We start from the raw sequence: 20785 nt of genomic DNA on the forward strand, positions 1-20785 counted from the left end.
GAAGGTGCATGCATTCAACGAATCTCGCTGAGAAGGGTCGGCAGCATCCAGTGCCCGCCCGGCATGCCACGGCACAGGCCGGTACTGAACGCATTGCTGGGCCGGAAGCTGTGGCCATCCCATACCCAGTCAGAGCCGGAAACGCAGTCGCCGATGCCACGGCCCTTGTAGCGTGCGTAGAGCGTGCGTTCAACGCGCGAGAAGCCTTCCGCCTCCAGAGTGACCGTCTGCGGGGTGAAGGGGGGCCGGTCACGCGCGATCCAGAAGCCATTGCTGTAGTTGTACGCCCCCATCTGGCACAGCGCCTGCACCAGGACATGGCGCTCGTCCAGCCGCTCGATCACCATTTCCGGGGTGCCCGTGTACTCGATCAGGCGCGGGCAGTCGTCACTGTCGCCAAGCGTGGCGATGAGGGCATCGCGCAGCGCTACGCTGCTCTCCAGTGCGCTGTCTGTCGAGCGTTGGGCCAGCAGCGCCGCGCTGACGATCACCGGCTTGGCGCGCGCAGCCGGCACACTCGTTTCGGCACGCGTGCCGCGCCGCATCAGGGCGCCGGGTGTGCCCACACGTCCTTGCACCTCGTCCATTTTCAGCAGCACGGCGGCGGCACCCTGATCGGATATCGGCCAACGCGTGCCCTTGCTGTCAATCACCTCGATACGCGCCTGGCGGGGCAGGGCGGCCAGCAGCGCTTCAACCTGCGCGGGTCGCAGCGTCACGGCATCGTCGGCGCCGGTGTCCTGCACCGGGCCCAGATCGCGGCCGTTCACCTGCAGGCGCAGCGATCCTTCAGGCATTGCACCTTCGCCGTCCTCGCCCACCCGCAGCCGCGCCTTCACCGCCGTGCCAGGACCGCCGGCACGTTCCAGCATCAGGCCCAGCGGGCTGTCTGCGTTCTCCGGGCCATAGCCGGCGGCGCGGCAGGTGCCCGTGTTGTCGCAGGCCAGGAACCAGTCGTGGTGCACGAACTCGATACCGGGTCTGGCCAGCGTGTTTCCGGCGTGGCAAGCAAGCGGCAGCAACAGGCCGGCAATCAGTGCGGACAGCGGGCGGTACATGGCGAATTCCGTTTCAGAAGCGAACAAGCATGGGCGATCGCCAGGCCTGCGCCAAGCCCGGTAAGAGCCCGGCAAGCCGAGCGGGGTATCATGCCCGGGTCTTCCGTCACCCGGCGATGCCGATGTCCCTTGCCGCCGATGCTGTGCAGCCCTCCCCTGATACGCCGACGATCCGCCGCCGCGATGCGGTCGCGCCCGGCAGCTGGCCGGAGGGCACGCTGCCACTGCTGGCACGTCTCTACGCCAGCCGTGGCGCGGATACACCGGAGCAGGCGCAGCCGAAGCTGGGCAATCTGCACGCCCCGGAGCTGCTGACCGGCATCGACGATGCGGTGGGCCTGCTGGTCGAGGCCATCGCCCATGACAAGCGCATCCTGGTGGTCGGCGATTTCGATTGCGATGGCGCCACCGCCTGTGCGGTCGGCGTGCGTGGCCTGCGCATGCTCGGCGCACGGCATGTCTTCCATGCGGTGCCGAACCGCATGGTGCACGGCTATGGCCTGTCACCTTCGCTGGTGGAGGAGCTGGCTGGACTGCAGCCGGACCTGCTGGTCACGGTCGACCACGGCATTGCCTGCCACGCCGGAGTCATCGCGGCCAAGGCGCGTGGCTGGCAGGTGCTGGTCACCGACCATCATCTTCCCGGTCCGCAGCTGCCACCGGCCGATGTCATCGTCGATCCCAATCTCGACGGCGATGCCTTCCCCAGCAAGTCGCTGGCAGGCGTCGGCGTGATCTTCTACGTGCTGATGGCGCTGCGCCGGCAGATGCGCGAAGCCGGTGTCTTTGCCGATGGCAAGGGGCCGGACCTGACCACGCTGCTGGACCTGGTGGCAGTCGGCACCGTTGCCGACCTGGTGGCGCTGGATCCGAACAATCGGGCGCTGGTCAGCGCAGGCCTGCGCCGTCTGCGCGCAGGGCAGGGGTGTGTCGGCCTGCGTGCGCTGATCGAAGCCAGCGGCCGTGACGCCGCGCGACTGACCGCCACCGATATCGGGTTCGCGCTCGGCCCGCGCCTGAACGCTGCGGGCCGGCTGGAAGACATGGCGCTGGGCATTGCCCTGCTGCTGACCGAAGACCCGCGCCAGGCGCGCGAGATCGCGCAGACACTGGAGCAGATCAATTCGGAACGCCGCGCAGTGCAGCAGTCGATGACCGACGACGCCGAGCAGGCGTTGACCCGTGTGGTGCTGGACATGGCTGGCCAGCGACCAGTGGCGGCCTGCCTGTTCGATGCCGACTGGCACCCGGGCGTTGTCGGCCTGGTCGCGTCGAAGATGAAGGATCGCCTGCACCGTCCGGTGATCGCCTTCGCCCCGGCCGAACCGGGCGCCAACACCCTGCGCGGCTCGGCGCGCTCGATTCCCGGCCTGCACATCCGTGACGCCCTGGCGCTGGTCGATGCGCGCCATCCGGGCCTGATCGAACGTTTCGGCGGCCACGCCATGGCGGCCGGCCTCAGCCTGCGCCTCGATCACGTCGATGACTTCAAGGCTGCCTTTATCGCCGTGGTGCTGGAAATGCTCGACCCGGCGGCCCTGCAGCAGCAGGTACTCAGCGACGGCGAACTGGCTGCGGACGAGCTGGACCATCGCCACGCCGATGCGCTGCGGCTGGCCGGGCCGTGGGGCCAGGGCTTCCCGGAGCCCTTGTTCGACGGCCACTTCGAAGTGGCCAACTGGCGCGTGCTGAAGGAGCGACACCTCAAGCTGGAGCTGCGCCTGCCGGGCGTACCCGGCACGATCAACGCGATCCATTTCGGCGGATGGCACGGCAACGCGCCCAGTCGCCACCTGCATCTCGCCTACCGGCTGGCCTGCGACGACTATCGCGGCGGCAGCGCCATCCAGCTCATCGTCGAACACAGCCTCCCCGCATGAAAAAAAGGGGACGGAGGGGATTAAGTCGCTTTTGCCTTGTTTGCCGATTGCGACTTAATCCCCTCCGTCCCCTTTTTCGGGGGATCAGCGGATCTCGCTGACCAGCGTCGGCAGTTCCCAGGTGCCGCCAGGTACGCCCCGGCACAGGCCGGCTGCCACTTCCGATGTCGCGACGAAGCGCGTGCCGTCCCACGTCCAGGTGGCCTGCGAGATACAGTCAGCGAGGCCGCGGCCCTTCTGCGCGGCAATGATCTGTCCATCGGCGTAGTCGATCGCATCGCTGGTCACCCACTGCGCCTGGAACGGCGCCTGCGGGCGGGCCACCCAGTAGCCGTCGCCGGTGTTGTAGGCCGCGCGCCAGCACGGGACCGTGACCAGTACATGCTGGGCGTCCAGGCGCTGGATCTGCAGCGGGGAGTTGCTGAGCGGAACATCGGCATCGGCTTCCAGCAGGCCTTCGCAGCTGCTGTCCTGCAGCGTGGCACGCAACGCCGCGCGCAGTGCAGGTGAAGCGGCCAGCCGCGCAAACGCGGGGTCGTCCGGGGGCGAGTCCACGGTAGCGGCCTTGCGCAGCACCCGCACCGGCAGTGCCGCGGGAACGCTGGTTTCAGGCGTGCTGCCCTTGCGCATCACGGCGCCAGGCGTGCCGAGGCGGCCCTGGTACTCATCGATCTTCAGCAGCACCGCTGCGGCACCCTTGTCCGACAGCGGCCAGCGATGGCCGGCGCTGTCGGTCACGCTGACCTCACCGTCGCGTACCAGCGCCGACAACAGCGCGCTGGTCTGCGTGGCATTCAGGCTGTGCGTGCCTTCGCCCTTTGCGGGGGCCAGAACGCCCAGATCCTGCTGCTGGATGCGCAGATGCAGTGCACCCTTGGGCTGGGTCTGGCCTTCTTCCGGCTGCAGCGACAGGCGGCCCTGGATGGCCTGGCCCGGGCCACCCCTGCGGGTGAGCAGTACGCTCAGGGTGCTGGCATCGTCGGGGGCATAACCAGCAGCGCGGCAGGCAAGCGTGTTGTCGCAGGCCACGACCCAGTCGTGATGCTGGAAGTACAGGCGCTTGGCCGGGGCAGCGGCAATGACGCCCACGGGGCAGGCCAGGGCCAGCAGGGCGGCGGCCAGGAGAGATCGCATCGGCATCCATGCACATGGGGAAAGTGGGGCATGGTGCCTGCTGGCGGGGGCGATGAAAAGCTGCGCGCTGCCCAACCCCGTTCCGGCAGCTCATGCGTTCAAAGGTCCACGATCTCACTGGAGTCCGGTCATGGTCTTCGCCCGTTGCTGCACTGTGTTGTTGCTGGCCCTTGCGGCCTGGCCCGCTGGCGCACAGTCGCCGCCGATCTCCCGGCCGCAGGCCACCACGCCACTGCTGATCGCCCCGGCTGCCGAACAACCGGTGCAGCTGCAGCGTGCCCGTATCGAGGGCGAAGTGCAGGCTGGCATCGCCCAGACCCGGATTACTCTGGAGTTCCACAACCCGAACCGGCGCGTGCTGGAGGGTGAGCTGCAGTTCCCGCTGGGTGACGGCCAGCAGATCAGCGGCTTCGCGCTGGATATCAACGGCGAAATGCGTGACGCGGTACCGGTGCCCAAGGACCGCGGTCGCCAGGTGTTCGAGGAGATCGCCCGCCGTGGCGTCGATCCGGGCCTGCTGGAACAGACCGCCGGCAACCAGTTCCGGCTGCGCATCTATCCGCTGCCGGCCGGTGGCAGCCGCCGCGTGCAGCTGCTGCTGCGGGAGCCGTTGGCCTTCGCTGGCCAGGCCTGGCAATGGACGCTGCCGCTGCAGTTCGCTTCCGGTGCGGCCGCGGTTGAACTGAAGCTGCAGGCGCCGGGCGCGACCACCGCAGGTGCGGCTCCGTTCCGCATCAACGCGGGCCATCTGCAATGGCAGGGCAAGGGCACGCAGCTGCCGACGCAGCTGCAGTGGAGCCTGCCCGCAGCACGCCGGGCGCAGGTGCAGGTGGCGCCCTGGCAGGATGGCCACTATCTGCTGGCGCAGCTGCCAGTGCCGACCCGTGAACGGCAGCGCCGCGTACCTTCGGAGGTGGGGCTGCTGTGGGACGGCTCCGGATCGGCGGGCCAGCGTGATCGCACGCGTGAGTTCGCGCTGCTGGATCGCTACTTCGCCGCGATGGGTGACGGCACGGTGGCATTGACCGTGCTGCGCGACCGCGCCGAACCGGTACGCCGCTTCCGTATCCGTGCCGGCAACTGGAACGAGCTGCGCGCAGCGCTGCAGGCAGTACGACCGGACGGCGCCAGCGCGCTGGCGCAATGGGAGCCGCAATCGAGCGTGAAGGAATACCTGCTGGTCAGCGATGGCCTGCTGACCTATGGGCCGGAACAGCTGCCGACGCTGGCGCCGGATCAGCGCCTGTTCGCGATCAGCAGCGCCGGTGCCCGTACCGACATCAGCCGCCTGCGCGGCTGGAGCGAGGCCCATGGCGGGCGCTTCGTCGCGCTGGGCACGGATGTGGGGGCGGCTGCCAGCGCATTGCTGTCGTCGCCGCTGGACGTGCAGATCGATGCGGGTCGTGGCGTGCAGGATGTAGTCATTGATCGTCGCAGTGAAGCCCAAGGCTGGCTGTGGCTGCACGCACGACTGGCAGCCGACGGCGTGCCGATGCGGGTGCGCCTGGGCGGCGGTGAGTGGGAAGCGCTGCCGGCGACGCAGAAGAGCGATGACGGTGAGCTGCTGGCGGGGCTGTGGGCGCAGGCGCGCCTGCAGCAGCTGGCCGTCGACCGCCGTGGCAACCGCGAGGCCATGCAGCGCCTGTCCCAGCAGTTTGGCCTGGTCGGGCCGGACACCTCGCTGATCGTGCTTGAAACATTGGAGGACTACCTGCGCTACGCGATCCGTCCGTCGGGCACACTGCGCGCTGAGTACGACGCCAGGTTTGCAGTGCAGGTGACGGATCGCGCCGCTGCTGATCGCCAGCGCCTGGATGACGTGGCCGCACGCTGGAAGGAGCGCCAGCAATGGTGGAGCCGCAGCTGGCCGAAGGGCTCACCGCCGCAGGCCAAGGGCGGGGCACTGGAAGTGGCAGCCGCGGATTACGCGATGGAGTCGGCGCCTGTAGCGATGCTCGCCGCGCCGGCACCTGCTGCTCCGCCCGCTCCTGCACCCATGGCAGCGGCGGCGGAGCAGCGCATGGAAGCCAGCAGCGCACGCGCGCGCCGCTCAGCGTCGGCATCGAACAAGGCGCTGGATGCAATTACAGTCACCGGCAGCCTGGCCGACGCACCCACTGCCGCCAACGATGGCCAGCTCGGCATCCAGCTGGCGGCCTGGCAGCCGGACTCGGCCATCGCCCGGCGCCTGCGCCAGGGCCCGCCGTCGCAGCTGTACGATCGCTACCTGGCCGAGCGCGATGCCCACGCCGACAGCAGCGCGTTCTTCCTGGACGTGGCCGATCTGTTGCTGGAGCAGGGGCAGCGCGACCTCGCGCTGCGGGTGCTGTCGAACCTGGCCGAGATGGATCTGGACAACCGCCACCTGCTGCGCGTGCTCGGCTACCGCCTGATGCAGGCCGACGCTCCCGCACTGGCGGTGCCGGTGTTCGAGCAGGTGCTGGCGATGGGCCAGGAAGAGCCGCAGAGCTTCCGCGACCTGGGCCTGGCGCTGGCAGCGGCGGGCAGGCCTCAGCAGGCGCTGGCGCCGCTGTACCAGGTCGTGGTGCGGCCGTGGGACAACCGCTTCGATGGCATCGCACTGATCGCACTGGATGAGCTGACCAACCTGGTGGCACGCAGCACGCCGCGGCTGGATACCCGCGGCATCGACCCGCGCCTGTTGCAGGCGATGCCGCTGGATCTGCGCGTGGTGCTGTCCTGGGATGCCGACAACAGCGACATGGACCTGTGGGTGACCGACCCGAACGGTGAGCGCGCGTACTACGGCAACCGCCTGACCTACCAGGGCGGGCAGATGTCGCAGGACTTCACCGGCGGCTATGGTCCCGAGCAGTTCTCGCTGCGCAATGCCAAGCCGGGCAAGTACAAGGTGGAGGCGAACTACTTCGGCAGCCGCCAGCAGCTGGTGACCGGGGCGACGACACTGATGCTGCGCCTGACCACCCACTGGGGCACGCCGAAGCAGAAGGACCAGGGGGTGACCTTGCGGCTGAAGGATCGCGCCGAAACCGTGCTGGTGGGCGAATTCGAGGTGAAATAGAGCCACAGCCATGCGCGGCTGTCCGAGCCCTGATCCTGTAGAGCCGAGCCCATGCTCGGCTCACTGCGGAAGCGGGCGAGCATGGGCGCAACCGTTGAGAACAGCGGATCATCGGTTCATGGGTGGGTCGCGCCGAGCCCATGCGCCGCGCATGGCGGGGGCAGCCGAGCATGGGCTCGGCTCTACATCGGCGTGACGCTCGCTGGGCCGTTTCGGATCGGCGCGCAGGCCGAACAGAGGGCGTAGCCAGCGCACGCGGCGGATCAGCAGTTCGTGGATCAGCAGGCAGCCAGCAACGGTGCCGCCGAGCAGCAGGGCGGGTTCGGCCCACGGCCCCAGTTGCAGTGGTTTGAGCCAGAACAGCAGCACGATGATCAGGCTCTGGTGCAGCATGTACCAGGGATAGATCGCCTCGGTGCAGTACGGCAGCCAACGGAACGGGCGGTCGAGGACGACCTTTCCCCAGCCGAGGATGGTCAGCAGCGCCGTCCATGCATACAGTGACTGGCTGGTCCTGACCTGCAGGTCCCAGAACAGGTCGGGCCATTGCCGCAGTGAGGAATCAGCCGGCAGGACCTGGCCGAGGATGCGCAGGCCGAGATACCAGGCGACCGCGGCCAACGCCATCCACAGCGTGGTGCGGCGCAGGGCGACTACGCGTTGCCAGAACACCGGCTCGCGACCGAGCAGGTAGCCGGCCAGGAACACTGTCGCGTACTTCGCATGCTGGTACCAGTCGCCGAGCAGGGCATTGGTGGACGGATAGATCGGCTCCAGCCAGACCACCCAGGTGAGCAACAAGGCGAAAGGCAGGCCGATCAACAACGTCGGCGATGCTGCAACGCGTGCCATCACGCGGCGGACCACGGCTGTTCCCAGCAACGGCATCAGCAGGGCCAGCGCCAGGGTGTAGTTCCAGAGATAGGCCAGGTACCACAGGTGGTTCCAGGTGATGCCGTACTGCCAGCCGGCGAAACTGCCTTCCGGCCACGGCCGCACCTGCCAGTAGCGCAGCAGGAAGTGGCCGAATCCGGGTGCCACGAGGCCGTTGGCCACGCCTTCACAGTAGGGCTGGATCGGTACGATCACGAACATGCCGAACAGCAGGGGCAGCAGCAGCCGCCACGTGCGCAGGCCGGCAAAGCGCAGCAGCCTGCCTTCCGGCCGCATCAACGCGATGGCGATACCCGAGATCAGGAACAGCAGCGACATCCGCCAGCGGTTGACGAACACCATCGGCCATTGCAGCCATTCGGCGGTATGCACGCTCTTGAGGTGGAAACCCCAGTCGTCCACGTAGGCCATGCCGGTGTGATAGAGGATCAACAGCGCGAAGGCGATCACGCGCAGGGCGTCGATGTCGTGGCGTCGGGTCATGGTCACGGTGGGCCGGGGAAGTTGTGCCACCGTGGCGCCGGCAGCCATGCGCGGCGACCACCAGGGGGCCGTCAGAACCCACGCAGTGACCAATGGCGGGGGTGGTGGGACCAATGGAGCCGCTACCCTCGATCCCCTGAGGCAGGCTGGAGCACCGCAACGACAATGGATGCAGCAATGACCCAGGGCCAACCAGCACGCTGGCGCACGTCGACCCGTCTGCTGGTCTGGGCAGCGATCCTGTCGGCCTCGGCGGTGACCAACGCGCTGGTTGAGGTGATGGACGCCACGCGGCGGGGCAGCGATCTCGGCCTGTGGGAGCCGATGATCTGGGAGTTCAGCAGCCTCGCCCTGATCCTGTTGACCCTGCCGCTGCTGTGGTGGGGCTGCGAGCGCTGGCCGCTGCATGCCGATACCTGGAAGCGGCGGTTGCCGCTGTACCTGCTGGCCAGCGTGGGCTGGTCGTTGCTGCACGTGGTGGGAATGATGCTGCTGCGGCATCTGGCCTATGCATCGCTGGGCTACCGCTACCAGGACGATGCCGGCTGGCTGGAGCGTTTTGCCTACGAATACCTGAAGGATGTGCGCACGTTCGCGATGTTCGTGGCACTGGAGCACTTCGCCAGCTGGTTCGGGCGGCGCAGGCAGGGCGAGGCGAGCCTGTTGGCCGAGCCCGATGTAGGCCCGCCGGTGGAACCGGTCGAGCGCCCCCAGCACTTCCTGGTGCGCAAGCTGGGCAAGGAGTTCCTGGTCGCCACGGCGGACGTGGAGTACGCCCAGGCGGCGGGGAATTACGTGAACCTGCGGGTACGCGGCCACGACTACCCGCTGCGGATCACCATGGCGGTGCTGGAGCAGCGGCTGGACCCGGCCATCTTCCTGCGCCCGCACCGCAGCTGGCTGATCCACCGCGGCCAGCTGCGCTCGATCGAGCCGCTGGACGGCGGCGAGGCCCTGCTGCACATGGCCGACGGGGCCAAGGTGCCCTGCAGCCGGCGCCAGCTGCCGCTGCTGCGGCAGGCGCTGGGGGCGGGGGGGTAGAGTCGACTGTTGGTCGACTGCTTCTGCTGCCAGTCGACCAACAGTCGACTCTACGGGCGCAACGGGCAGGCCCGGCCTGCGGTATCATTGACAGTCATCTTTTGAATGCATAGCCGCCGACATGATCGAACTGAATCCTGTCCGCCAGCGCATCACCGATCTGACCGATCGCGTGCTGTCGCTCCGGGGGTATCTTTGACTACGACGCCAAGAAAGAGCGTCTTGAAGAAGTAACGCGGGAGCTGGAAAGCCCCGACGTCTGGAACAACGCCGAGTACGCCCAGAACCTGGGCCGCGAGCGTTCCAGCCTGGAAAAGACCGTGGGCGGCATCGCCTCGGTGCTGGACGGCCTGAGCGACGCCACCGAACTGCTGGAACTGGCCGAGTCCGAACAGGACGAGGACACCGCACTGTCCGTGGTCGCCGACCTGGACAAGCACCAGGCGCACGTCGAGAAGCTGGAATTCCAGCGCATGTTCTCCGGCGAAATGGACAATGCGGCCGCGTTCGTCGACATCCAGGCCGGTGCCGGTGGCACCGAAGCCCAGGATTGGGCCGAGATCCTGCTGCGCATGTACCTGCGCTGGTGTGAATCGCGCGGCTGGAAGACCGAGCTGATGGAAGTCTCCGGCGGCGACGTCGCCGGCATCAAGTCGGCCACGCTGCGCGTGGAAGGCGACTATGCCTACGGCTGGCTGAAGACCGAGACCGGCGTGCACCGCCTGGTGCGCAAGTCGCCGTTCGACTCGGACAACCGCCGCCACACCAGCTTCACCTCGGTGTTCGTGTCGCCGGAAATCGACGACAACATCGACATCACCATCAATCCGGCCGACCTGCGTACCGACGTGTACCGTTCGTCCGGTGCCGGTGGCCAGCACGTCAACAAGACCGAGTCGGCGGTGCGTATCACCCACATCCCGACCAACATCGTTGTGGCCTGCCAGACCGGCCGCAGCCAGCACCAGAACCGCGACAACGCGATGAAGATGCTGGCCGCCAAGCTGTACGAGCTGGAGATCCAGAAGCGCAACGCCGAGAAGGACGCGGTGGAAGCCACCAAGTCCGACATCGGCTGGGGCAGCCAGATCCGCAACTACGTGCTTGACCAGAGCCGTATCAAGGACCTGCGTACCGGCATCGAGCGGTCGGATACGCAGAAGGTGCTCGACGGCGACCTGGACGAGTTCGTCGAGGCCAGCCTGAAGGCCGGCCTGGCGGTGGGCTCCAAGCGCGTCGATGCCTGATCGGCGCGCCTGCGCGGATATCATCGCCCTCGTGCGCAATGCCGAGGGTGGCTGATCACGCTTCCTGTAGAGCTGAGCCATGCTCAGCTGCTTTTCGCGGGGTAGCAGATGCGTCGAGCATGGCTCGACGCTACAACGGGTAGGGCGGGGCGATGATGCGCAGCGAAAGTGAACGCAAGGAACTCGGCGGCTTCCTGAAGGCCTGCCGCGCCCGTGTCGATCCCGCAACGCTCGGCCTGCCGGCCGGGCGTCGGCGTACCCCGGGCCTGAAGCGCGAGGAAGTGGCACTGGCGATCGGGGTCAGCGTCAGTTGGTACACCTGGATCGAGCAGGGCCGTGAAGTGCGCGCCTCGCCCGAAGTGCTGGAGCGCCTGGCGCAGGTGCTGCGCATGAGCGATGACGAACGCGCCTATGCGTTCGCGTTGTCCGGCTACGGCGTGCCGCTGGAATCACCGGACGAGAGCGTGACCGACGGCCTGCGCCAGCTGGTTGAGGCGATGCAGCCGATCCCGGCCTACGTGCGCAACACCCGTTTCGACATCCTGGCCTGGAACCCGGCCATCGCTGATCTGTTCGTGGACTACAGCCAACTGGCGCCGCATGAGCGCAACACGCTGCGGCTGATGTTCCTGTACCCGCCCTACCGCACGCTGATCCTCAACTGGGAAGAAATGACCCGCGGCCTGCTGGCAGGTTTCCGTGCAGCGATGGCGCAGGCGCCGGACAAGGCCCCGTTCCTGGCGCTGGTCGAGGACATCGCCGCGCACAGCGAAGAGTTCCGGCAGTGGTGGCCGGAGCACGACGTGCGTCGATTCGACGAAGGTGCGAAGAAGCTGAACCACCCCACGCGCGGGTTGCTGGACCTGCAGTACGTGGCGCTGGTGCCGGAGAGCCGGCACGACCTGTCATTGGTGACCTACCTGCCGCGGAAGTAGGTGGGTCGGCAGGGCTGCGCCCTGCACCCGCAGAGGCTTCAAGCCAAGGCAACAGCAACAGCAGCAGCGACTATCCGTGGTGTGGCGGGCCGGTGCCGACCTTGGTCGACACCTCTGTCAGATACCGAATGAAATTCCGGGGTCAGATCCGTTTTCCTCCGGAAAACGGATCTGACCCCAAGAGCATTTCCGACAGATCGCAGGAAACTGTCGAAGGCGGGGTGGGTCCGGTTGCGGGGGCGTGAGCGCCATGGATGGCGCGACCGAGGCTACATGGACGTATTCACGCCGTCCCCCGCAACCGGACCCACCCCGCCATCCCACGGAATGCAGGCCTTTGACCTTGGCGTTGCCCTGGCCTCTGCGGGTGCAGGGCGCAGCCCCGCCGACCAGCCCCATTCAGACAGGTAAGTGCAGGTCACAGGATAAGCAGACGCCTTGTTGCCTCCGCCAATCGGGTCCACATTCCTGTACAGGAGACGGGCCACCGCCCGTTGTCGAGACAACAGGAGCCCTGCATGTCCGCTGCCCCCACCACCGCCATTTCCCGCGATCCGGCCACCGGCCAGCAGATCGCCAGCCACCCCTTCGCCACCGACACCGAACTGGACGCGATCCTGGAGCGCGGCCAGGCGGGCTTCGCCGCCTGGAGCGCCAGCAGCCTCGAACAGCGCGCGGAGGTGCTGCGTGCAATGGCTGCGGTACTGCGCCGCGACCGCGACACGCTGGCCGCGCTGGCCACCGCTGAAATGGGCAAGGTCCAGCCCGAAGCGCTGGCCGAGATCGAGAAGTGCGCCGTGCTGTGCGACTGGTATGCCGACCACGGCGCGCAGTTCCTGCGCGACGAACCGACCCAGGTGCCCGACGACAAGGCCTACGTGTCCTACCTGCCGCTGGGCGTGGTGCTGGGCATCATGCCGTGGAACTTCCCGTACTGGCAGGTGATGCGCGCGGCGGTGCCGATCCTGATGGGTGGCAACGGCTTCCTGCTGAAGCCGGCCGAGAACATCGTCGGTACCGCGCAGCTGCTTGATGCCGCCTGGCGCGATGCCGGGCTGCCGGAAGGCACCTTCATCGCCGCCAACATCAGCCGCGAGGGCACCAGCCGCGCGATCGCCGATGACCGCATCGCGGCGGTGACCCTGACCGGCAGCGTGGCCGCCGGCCGCAGTATCGCCGCCCAGGCCGGACAGGCGCTGAAGAAGGTGGTGCTGGAGCTGGGCGGCTCGGATCCGTTCATCGTGCTGGCCGATGCCGACCTCGATGCTGCCGTCGATGCGGCCGTGGCATCGCGCTTCCAGAACACTGGGCAGGTGTGCATCGCCGGCAAGCGCATCATCGTCGAAGAGGCGGTATACGAGCGCTTCGTGGCGCAGTTCTGCCAGAAGGTGCAGGCGCTGACCATCGGCGATGGCCGCGAAGCGGGCAACCGGATCGGCCCGATGGCACGCCAGGACCTGCTGGAACAGCTGGATGCGCAGGTGCGCGCCTCGGTGGAGGCCGGAGCGCAGCTGCTGGTCGGCGGTCACCAGCTGGATCGCCCGGGCGCGTTCTATGCCCCCACCGTGCTGGCCGACGTGGAGCCGGGCATGCAGGCCTTCGATACCGAGACCTTCGGGCCGGTGGCCTCGATCAGCCGCGCCCGTGATGCCGACCATGCGGTGGAACTGGCCAACCAGAGCGAGTTCGGCCTCAGTGGCAACCTCTGGACCGGCGACCGCGCCCGTGCGATGCAGCTGGCACGCAGGCTGCAGACCGGCGGTGTGTTCGTCAACGGCTTCTCCGCCTCGGACCCGCGTGTACCGATCGGCGGCGTGAAAAAGAGCGGCTTCGGCCGTGAGCTCTCGCACTTCGGCATCCGCGAGTTCGTCAACGCGCAGACGGTGTGGTTCGACAAGCGTTGACGCGCGGCTCTCATCCTTCCTGCAACGATCCACCATCAGTCCAGCGAAAAGGACGGCATTCCAATGTCCAAGGGTTCAGATCTGCTCGTCGCCGCACTTGAGAACGAAGGCGTCGAGCGCATTTTCGGCATTCCCGGCGAAGAGAATCTCGACGTGGTCGAGTCGCTGCGCCATTCCAGCATCGAGCTGGTCATCACCCGTCATGAGCAGGCGGCGGTGTTCATGGCGGCCACCTATGGTCGTCTGACCGGCAAGCCCGGCGTATGCCTGGCCACGCTCGGCCCGGGCGCGCTCAACTTCACCACCGGTGCCGCGTACGCGCTGCTGGGTGCGTGGCCGGTGATCATGATCACCGGGCAGAAGGGCATCGTCGCCAGCAAGCAGGCGCGCTTCCAGATCGTCGACATCGTCGGCACGATGAAGCCGCTGACCAAGCAGGCGCGGCAGATCGTCTCTGCGCGCACGATCCCGACCATCGTCCGCGAGGCGTTCCGTGTCGCCCAGGAAGAGCGCCCGGGCCCGGTGTTGCTGGAACTGCCCGAAGACATCGCTGCCGATGAGGTCGAGGGCGTGGCGCTGATTCCGCCGCACGCGGTGGACCGTCCCATTGCCAGCCCGGAAGCGCTTGATCGGGCGGCAGAGATCATCCGCAATGCCAAGCGGCCGCTGCTGATGATCGCTTCGGCGGCGTCGCGGCCGCAGTCCAGTGAAGCGCTGTCGGCTTTCGTGCTGCGCGCTGGCATCCCGTTCTTCACCACGCAGATGGGCAAGGGCGCGGTGGCCGGTGGTTCAGGGCTGTACATGGGCACCGCGGCGCTGACCGAGCGCGACTACGTGCACATGGCGATCGATCAGGCCGACGTGATCGTGACCATCGGCCACGAGGTCACCGAGAAGCCGCCGTTCGTGATGCGCCCGGGTGGGCCGACCGTGATCCATATCGGCTACTCGCAGGCGGCCGTGGAGCAGGTCTACTTCCCGCAGGTGGAGGTGATCGGCGATATCGGTCGCTCGTTGACCCAGCTGGCCGACCGCATCGAGGGTGCGGTGCCGAATGCCGCTGCACTGCTGCCGCTGCGCGCGACCATCCTCGAGCACCTGGCCGACCGTTCCGAAGAGGCCGGGTTCACTCCGCAGCGGCTGGTGCACGATGTGCGCCAGGTGATGCCGCCGGACGGCATCGTGGCGCTGGACAACGGCATGTACAAGATCTGGTTCGCCCGCAACTACCGCACCCAGGTGGCCAATACGCTGCTGCTGGACAACGCGCTGGCGACAATGGGTGCAGGCCTGCCGTCGGCGATCATGGCCTCGATCCTGTATCCGCAGCGGCGGGTGCTGGCGGTGTGTGGCGACGGCGGTTTCATGATGAACAGCCAGGAGCTGGAGACGGCACGCCGGCTGGGCCTGAACCTGGTGGTGCTGATCCTCAACGATGGTGCCTACGGGATGATCCGCTGGAAGCAGGCGGTGGATGGCTTCACCGACTACGGCATGACCTTCAGCAACCCCGATTTCGTGAAGTATGCCGAGGCCTACGGCTGCAGGGGGCATGAGGTGACCACCATCGAGCAGTTCATCCCGACGCTGGAGGCGGCCTTCAACGAGGGCGGGGTGCATCTGGTGTCGGTGCCGATCGATTACTCGGAGAACCAGCGGGTGCTGGTGGACGAGCTGCGGCAGGCATTCCCGGGCGCCGCCCGGTAGCGGTCGACCCTCACCCGGTAGCTGTCGACCCTGGTCGACGCGGTGGATCGCCAACCAAGGTTGGCGCCTACCAGGGCAGCGACAGCTCGCAGCACCCGGTAGCTGTCGACCTTGGTCGACCTGGTGGATCGCCAACCAAGGTTGGCGCCTGCCAGGGCAGGGTCAGCTCGCAGCACCCGGTAGGTGTCGACCTTGGTCGACGCGGTGGATCGCCAACCAAGGTTGGCGCCTGCCAGGGCAGGGGCAGCTCGCAGCACCCGGTAGGTGTCGACCTTGGTCGACATGGCGGATCGCCAACCAAGGTTGGCGCCTACCCGGGCGAGGGGCCGGGGCAGGGCGGTTTTGGTATGCTGGGCAACCGGCTGTGCCGGGCGCAGTACCCCCCCTCACTACACGATTCCCGCAGATCCATGAGCGAAGCTACCGATACCCCCCCCGTCGACGAAAACAAGTTGATCGCCGAGCGCCGTGAGAAACTCAAAGCGCTGCGTGGGCAGGGCATCGCGTACCCGAACGACTTCCGTCGCGAGGACTTCGCCGGCCGCCTGCAGGAAGAATTCGCCGATGCCGGACAGTGGACCGCCGAGGCCCTGGAAGGTAACGGCCGCCAGGTGAAGATGGCGGGCCGCCTGATGGCCAAGCGCATCATGGGCAAGGCCAGTTTCGCGCAGATCCAGGACGAGTCCGGCCGCATCCAGCTGTTCCTGCAGGGCGCGGTGCTGGGTGATGCCTACACCGCCTTCAAGGGCTGGGACGTGGGCGACATCATCGCCGTCGAAGGCGGCCTGACCCGCACCAAGACCGGCGAGCTGTCGGTCAAGGCCGAATCGATCCGCCTGCTGACCAAGTCGCTGCGCCCGCTGCCGGACAAGTGGCACGGCCTGGCCGACGTCGAGCAGCGTTACCGCCAGCGTTACGTCGACCTGATCGTCACCCCGGAGTCGCGTGCGGTCTTCATCAAGCGCTCGAAGATCATCCGCGCCATGCGCGCGTGGCTGGACAACCGCGACTTCCTGGAAGTCGAGACGCCGATGATGCATTACATCCCCGGCGGCGCGGCGGCCAAGCCGTTCACCACCCACCACAATGCGCTGGACCTGGACCTGTACCTGCGCGTGGCGCCGGAGCTGTACCTCAAGCGCCTGACCGTGGGTGGCCTGGAGCGCGTGTACGAAATCAACCGCAACTTCCGCAATGAAGGCGTCAGCACCCGCCACAACCCGGAATTCACCATGATGGAGCTGTACGAGGCCTATGCCACGTACAACGAGATCATGGACCTGACCGAAGGCGTGATCCGTGACGTGGCCAAGGCGGTCAACGGCGGCACCGAGGTGGAGTGGGACGGCGCGAAGATCGACCTGGGCCCGGCGTTCCGCCGCTGGCGCATGGACGAGGCGGTGCGCCACCACAACCCGGAAATCTCCGCCGCCGACTGCACCGACCGCGACGCGCTGCTGCGCCATTGCGAGCGCTTGAAGATCCGCGTCAAGCCGTCCTACGGCTGGGGCAAGCTGTTGCTGGAGATCTTCGAGGCCACCGTCGAGCACACCCTGATCCAGCCGACCTTCATCACCGACCACCCGGTGGAGGTCTCGCCGCTGGCCCGTGCCAACGACAATGACCCGGGCTACACCGACCGCTTCGAGCTGTTCGTCAACGGCAAGGAGCTGGCCAATGGCTTCTCCGAGCTGAACGACCCGGAAGACCAGGCCCAGCGCTTCCAGGCCCAGGTGGCCGCGAAGGAAGGTGGCGACGACGAGGCCATGCACTACGATGCCGACTATATCCGTGCGCTGGAGTACGGCATGGCCCCGACCGGCGGCCTCGGCATCGGCGTCGATCGCCTGGTGATGCTGCTGACCGGCAGCAGCTCGATCCGTGACGTGCTGCTGTTCCCATACATGCGTCCGGAGCAGTAAGTCGTCTTTTTGACTCCCGATTGTGCGCGCCGTCCCGAAATGAGACGGCGCGATTGACGCCTCCCGCACTCGGCGTATCGTAATTGCACTACCTTGACGCCTGTTGTGGCTTGATCGGCGGCAGGGGGAGTGCACAGTGTGGAGAGCCCGCTTCACAATGTGATGACGATCATGAACCGGGACGCATGACACGGGAGTCAGGCCGATGCAGGGTGCGAGCGTTCGCAGCGGCAGAGTATCCTCGCCTGCTGATGATCCAGCATGGTCGAAAAACCAGGCAGAGTACGCGTTGAACATCGTCATTGTTGACGACCAGACTTCCGCCCGGACGATGCTGCGTCACGTCATCGAGGACATCGCGCCGGAACTGAGCGTGTATGACTTCGGTGATCCGCTGACCGCATTGGCCTGGTGCGAAGCGCATCCGGTCGACCTGCTGTTGCTCGATTACCGCATGCCGGAGATGGACGGGCTGGAATTCGCCCGTCGCTTCCGTCGCCTGCCCAAGCACCGCGACATTCCGGTGATCCTGATCACCGTGGTCGGCGATGAGCCGATCCGGCAGGCGGCGCTGGAAGCGGGGGTCATCGACTTCCTGGTCAAGCCGATCCGCCCGCGCGAACTGCGTGCCCGCTGCTACAACCTGTTGCAGCTGCGGCAGCAGACCGAGAACGTGAAGCAGCGGGCGTTGTCGCTGGAGCAGCGCCTGCTGGCCAGCATGCATGAAGTCGAAGAGCGGGAGCGCGAGACGTTGTCACGGCTGGCGCGCGCGATCGAGTTCCGCGATGCAGGTACCAGCGCCTACCTGGAGCGCATGGCGCGCGTGGCCGGCCTGATCGCCGACCAGCTTGGGCTGCCCGAAGAGGAGGTGCGCCTGATCGAGATGGCCGCGCCGCTGCACGACATGGGCAAGATCGCCATCCCCGATGCGGTGCTGCTCAAGCAGGGCAAGCTCAACGAGGAGGAGCTGGCGATCATGCGCCGGCACCCGCGGATTGGCCATGAACTGCTGAGTGGCAGCCAGAATCGTTTCATCCAGGTTGGCGCGTTGATCGCGCTGCGTCATCATGAGCGCTACGACGGCAGCGGCTATCCCGATGGGCTGGTCGGCGATGCGATTCCGCTGGAAGCGCGCATCGTGGCCGTCGCCGATGTCTTCGACGCCCTGATATCACCCCGTCCGTACAAGGAAGCATGGACCATGGAAGCCACCCTGGCTTATCTCTACGCCCAGCGTGGCCGTCTGTTCGATCCCCGATGCGTGGACGCGCTGCTGCGCGGCCGTGAACAGCTGGACCAGATCTGCGCCGAGCATTCGATGGCGTCAGCGCGCCCGGGGCTGGGCGCGTGAAACGGCTGTTGTCGCAGCTGCGGCTGCGCCTGTCCCAGCGCCAGGACAGTGAGCACGGCCAGCAGATCGTCCGCATCGTCCTTATCAGCCTGATCCTGGCCTACGTGCTGTTGCCAGCGCCGCGCCACGATCTGCCGCACACGCAGTACGTGGGCGTGCTGGCGATCGTATTGACCGGCCTGAGCCTGTCGCTGCTGCTGTTCGGCTGGCTGTTGTGGCGGCCTGCGCGTTCCGATCCACGTCGGGTGCTGGGCATGCTGGCCGACTACGGTCTGATCGCTGCGGGCATGGTGCAGATGGGCGAGCCGCTGTCCTGGGTCTACATCGTGGTGATGTGGGTGACGGTCGGGAACGGCATGCGCTTCGGCAACCACTACCTGTACGTGGCGGTGGCCATGGCGATGGTCAGTTTCGGTTGCACCGTGCTGCTGACCCCGTACTGGCAACAGAATTTCCGCCTGGCCATCGGTCTCTGGCTCGGCCTGGCGGCGGTGCCGCTGTACTTCTCGACACTGCTGCGGCAGCTGACCGAGGCGATGGCCGAGGCGCGCCGCGCCAGCGAGGCCAAGAGCCGTTTCCTGGCCAACATGAGCCACGAGTTCCGCACGCCGTTGAACGGTCTCAACGGCATGACCGAAGTGCTGGCGACCACGCGCCTGGACGACGAGCAGCGCGAGTGCCTCAACACCATCCAGGCTTCGTCACGCAGCCTGTTGGCGCTGGTGGAGGAAGTGCTGGACATCTCGGCCATCGAGGCCGGCAAGCTGCGCGTGGTGGCCGAAGACTTCGCCGTGGCCGATGTGATCCAGGCGATCGGGCTGATCCTGCTGCCGCAGGCCAAGGCCAAACGACTGGATTACCGGGTGAAGGTCGCCGACGGTGTGCCGCCACGCGTACGCGGGGATGTCGGGCACCTGCGGCAGATCCTGCTGAACCTGGCCGGCAACGCGGTCAAGTTCACCGACCACGGCCGGGTCGAGATCCGTGTCAGCGTCGTGCAGGCGGACACCAGTGGCGCGGTGCGGCTGCGCTTCGACATCCTCGATACCGGCATCGGCGTGGCACCGGCCATGCGTGCACGGTTGTTCGACGCCTTCGAGCAGGCTGACGTCAGCATGGCGCGGCGCCACGAAGGCACCGGGCTGGGCACGACCATCGCCAAGGGCCTGGTCGAGGCAATGGACGGTGACATCGGCTATCTGGAAAACCCGCCGCGCGGCAGCCACTTCTGGGTTGAACTGCCATTCGCGCCGCCGCAGCCGCTGGTGCCGGGCGCGGTGCCGAGCCTGACCGGCGACGAAGACCTGGCGCCGGGTGGCAACGTGATCGCCTTTGCCGATCCGTTCCTGCGCCATCGCGCCCGCGTGCGCAGCATGCAGATCCTGGTGGCCGACGACCACGAGGCCAACCGCATGGTCCTGCAGCGCCTGCTGCAGAAGGCCGGGCACCGGGTGCTGTGCGTGGATGGCGGTGAGGCGGTGCTGGATGCGCTGGCCGACAGCGAGTTCGACGCGGTCATCGTCGATCTGCACATGCCGGGCATGAGCGGGCTGGACATGCTCAAGGAACTGCGGGTGATGCAGGCCGGCGGCGGTCCGCGCACACCGGTGCTGGTGCTCAGCGCCGATGTCACGCCCGAGGCGATCCAGCGCTGCACCCAGGCCGGTGCGCATGCTTTCCTGGCCAAGCCCGTGGTGGCGGTGCGCCTGCTCGATACCCTGGCCGAGATCGCCAGCAACGCCCAGTTGAAGACCATGGCTGCGCCGGTGGTGCGACCGATGGCGCTGCAGGATGGGGTGCTCGACAGCAGCGTGCTGGACGAGCTGGCCTCGCTGGGCATGGGCGAGGGCTTCGAGCGCGAGTTCATCCGCCAGTGCCTGGAAGACGTAGCGAGCTGCATGGGCAAGGCCGAGCAGGCCGGCGAGGCCGCGCAGTGGAATGTATTCCGCGAACAGTCCCACGCGATCAAGGGCGTGGCCAGCAACCTCGGCCTGATGCGGGCGTCCAACCGCGCCGGTGAGCTGATGCGGATGGCCGACTGGCAGCTCAAGACCGAGTGGCGCCCGCGCCTGGGCATCCTGCAGGAGGCGATCAAGGAAGGCCGGCGTGCGCTGGACGCACGCGCCGAACGCCGGCTGCGCGGTGCTGCCGATGATGGTGAGGCGCGCTAGGGGGGCGCCATCATG

General features: G+C 67.3%; 13 protein-coding genes. 10 read left to right on the plus strand and 3 right to left on the minus strand.

Annotated elements, in window-relative coordinates:
• Positions 1 to 14 precede the first annotated feature (14 nt).
• Positions 15 to 1058, minus strand: a complete 1044-nt coding sequence (locus tag B9Y64_RS16940; protein ID WP_100441710.1) for a DUF1176 domain-containing protein — start codon at positions 1056 to 1058, stop codon at positions 15 to 17.
• Between the two features lie 122 nt (positions 1059 to 1180).
• Between B9Y64_RS16940 and recJ the strand changes: the two genes are divergently transcribed.
• Positions 1181 to 2938, plus strand: a complete 1758-nt coding sequence (recJ, locus tag B9Y64_RS16945; RefSeq protein WP_100441711.1) for a single-stranded-DNA-specific exonuclease RecJ — start codon at positions 1181 to 1183, stop codon at positions 2936 to 2938.
• A gap of 84 nt (positions 2939 to 3022) precedes the next feature.
• Here recJ and B9Y64_RS16950 read toward each other — a convergent pair whose 3' ends face one another.
• Positions 3023 to 4072: a DUF1176 domain-containing protein gene (locus tag B9Y64_RS16950; RefSeq protein WP_100441712.1), complete on the minus strand. Its 1050-nt coding sequence runs from the start codon at positions 4070 to 4072 to the stop codon at positions 3023 to 3025.
• 130 nt (positions 4073 to 4202) lie between these two features.
• Here B9Y64_RS16950 and B9Y64_RS16955 point away from each other — a divergent pair, with 130 nt between their 5' ends.
• Positions 4203 to 7115 carry a VIT domain-containing protein gene (locus B9Y64_RS16955; RefSeq protein ID WP_100441713.1) on the plus strand — a complete coding sequence of 971 codons (2913 nt, stop codon included), beginning with the start codon at positions 4203 to 4205 and terminating at the stop codon, positions 7113 to 7115.
• 108 nt (positions 7116 to 7223) lie between these two features.
• On the opposite strand, the gene B9Y64_RS16960 is transcribed toward B9Y64_RS16955, so the two are convergent.
• Positions 7224 to 8492 carry an acyltransferase family protein gene (locus tag B9Y64_RS16960; RefSeq protein WP_238379926.1) on the minus strand — a complete coding sequence of 423 codons (1269 nt, stop codon included), beginning with the start codon at positions 8490 to 8492 and terminating at the stop codon, positions 7224 to 7226.
• Positions 8493 to 8669: 177 nt separating this feature from the next.
• Between B9Y64_RS16960 and B9Y64_RS16965 the strand changes: the two genes are divergently transcribed.
• The 8 genes from B9Y64_RS16965 (at position 8670) to B9Y64_RS17000 (ending at position 20770) form a co-directional block, all read left to right on the plus strand.
• Positions 8670 to 9533 (plus strand): LytTR family DNA-binding domain-containing protein, encoded by an 864-nt coding sequence (locus tag B9Y64_RS16965; RefSeq protein ID WP_100441714.1) that lies wholly within the window; start codon positions 8670 to 8672, stop codon positions 9531 to 9533.
• Positions 9534 to 9654: 121 nt separating this feature from the next.
• Positions 9655 to 10780 (plus strand): peptide chain release factor 2 gene (gene prfB / locus B9Y64_RS16970; RefSeq protein ID WP_100441715.1). Its coding sequence is split into 2 segments (ribosomal slippage): positions 9655 to 9729 and positions 9731 to 10780, totalling 1125 coding nucleotides; the frame shifts between segments, so codons are not numbered across the junction.
• A gap of 152 nt (positions 10781 to 10932) precedes the next feature.
• Positions 10933 to 11715 (plus strand): helix-turn-helix transcriptional regulator, encoded by a 783-nt coding sequence (locus B9Y64_RS16975; RefSeq protein WP_019661470.1) that lies wholly within the window; start codon positions 10933 to 10935, stop codon positions 11713 to 11715.
• Positions 11716 to 12233: 518 nt separating this feature from the next.
• Complete coding sequence (locus B9Y64_RS16980; protein ID WP_100441716.1) at positions 12234 to 13619, plus strand: NAD-dependent succinate-semialdehyde dehydrogenase; 1386 nt, start codon at positions 12234 to 12236, stop codon at positions 13617 to 13619.
• 63 nt (positions 13620 to 13682) lie between these two features.
• Positions 13683 to 15326, plus strand: coding sequence for an acetolactate synthase large subunit (locus tag B9Y64_RS16985; RefSeq protein ID WP_100441717.1), 1644 nt, complete (start codon positions 13683 to 13685; stop codon positions 15324 to 15326).
• A gap of 410 nt (positions 15327 to 15736) precedes the next feature.
• The gene (gene lysS / locus B9Y64_RS16990; RefSeq protein ID WP_100441718.1) at positions 15737 to 17248 is read left to right on the plus strand and encodes a lysine--tRNA ligase; all 1512 of its coding nucleotides are present in this window, start codon (positions 15737 to 15739) and stop codon (positions 17246 to 17248) included.
• Positions 17249 to 17453: 205 nt separating this feature from the next.
• Entirely contained in the window at positions 17454 to 18599 is a 1146-nt protein-coding gene (locus B9Y64_RS16995; RefSeq protein ID WP_014037069.1) for a response regulator, read from the plus strand.
• Positions 18596 to 20770 carry a response regulator gene (locus tag B9Y64_RS17000; RefSeq protein WP_100441719.1) on the plus strand — a complete coding sequence of 725 codons (2175 nt, stop codon included), beginning with the start codon at positions 18596 to 18598 and terminating at the stop codon, positions 20768 to 20770. The genes B9Y64_RS16995 and B9Y64_RS17000 overlap by 4 nt, the downstream gene beginning before the upstream one ends.
• Positions 20771 to 20785 lie beyond the last annotated feature (15 nt).

It is taken from the genome of Stenotrophomonas maltophilia (genome assembly GCF_002799245.1).
GTDB lineage: Bacteria > Pseudomonadota > Gammaproteobacteria > Xanthomonadales > Xanthomonadaceae > Stenotrophomonas > Stenotrophomonas maltophilia_S.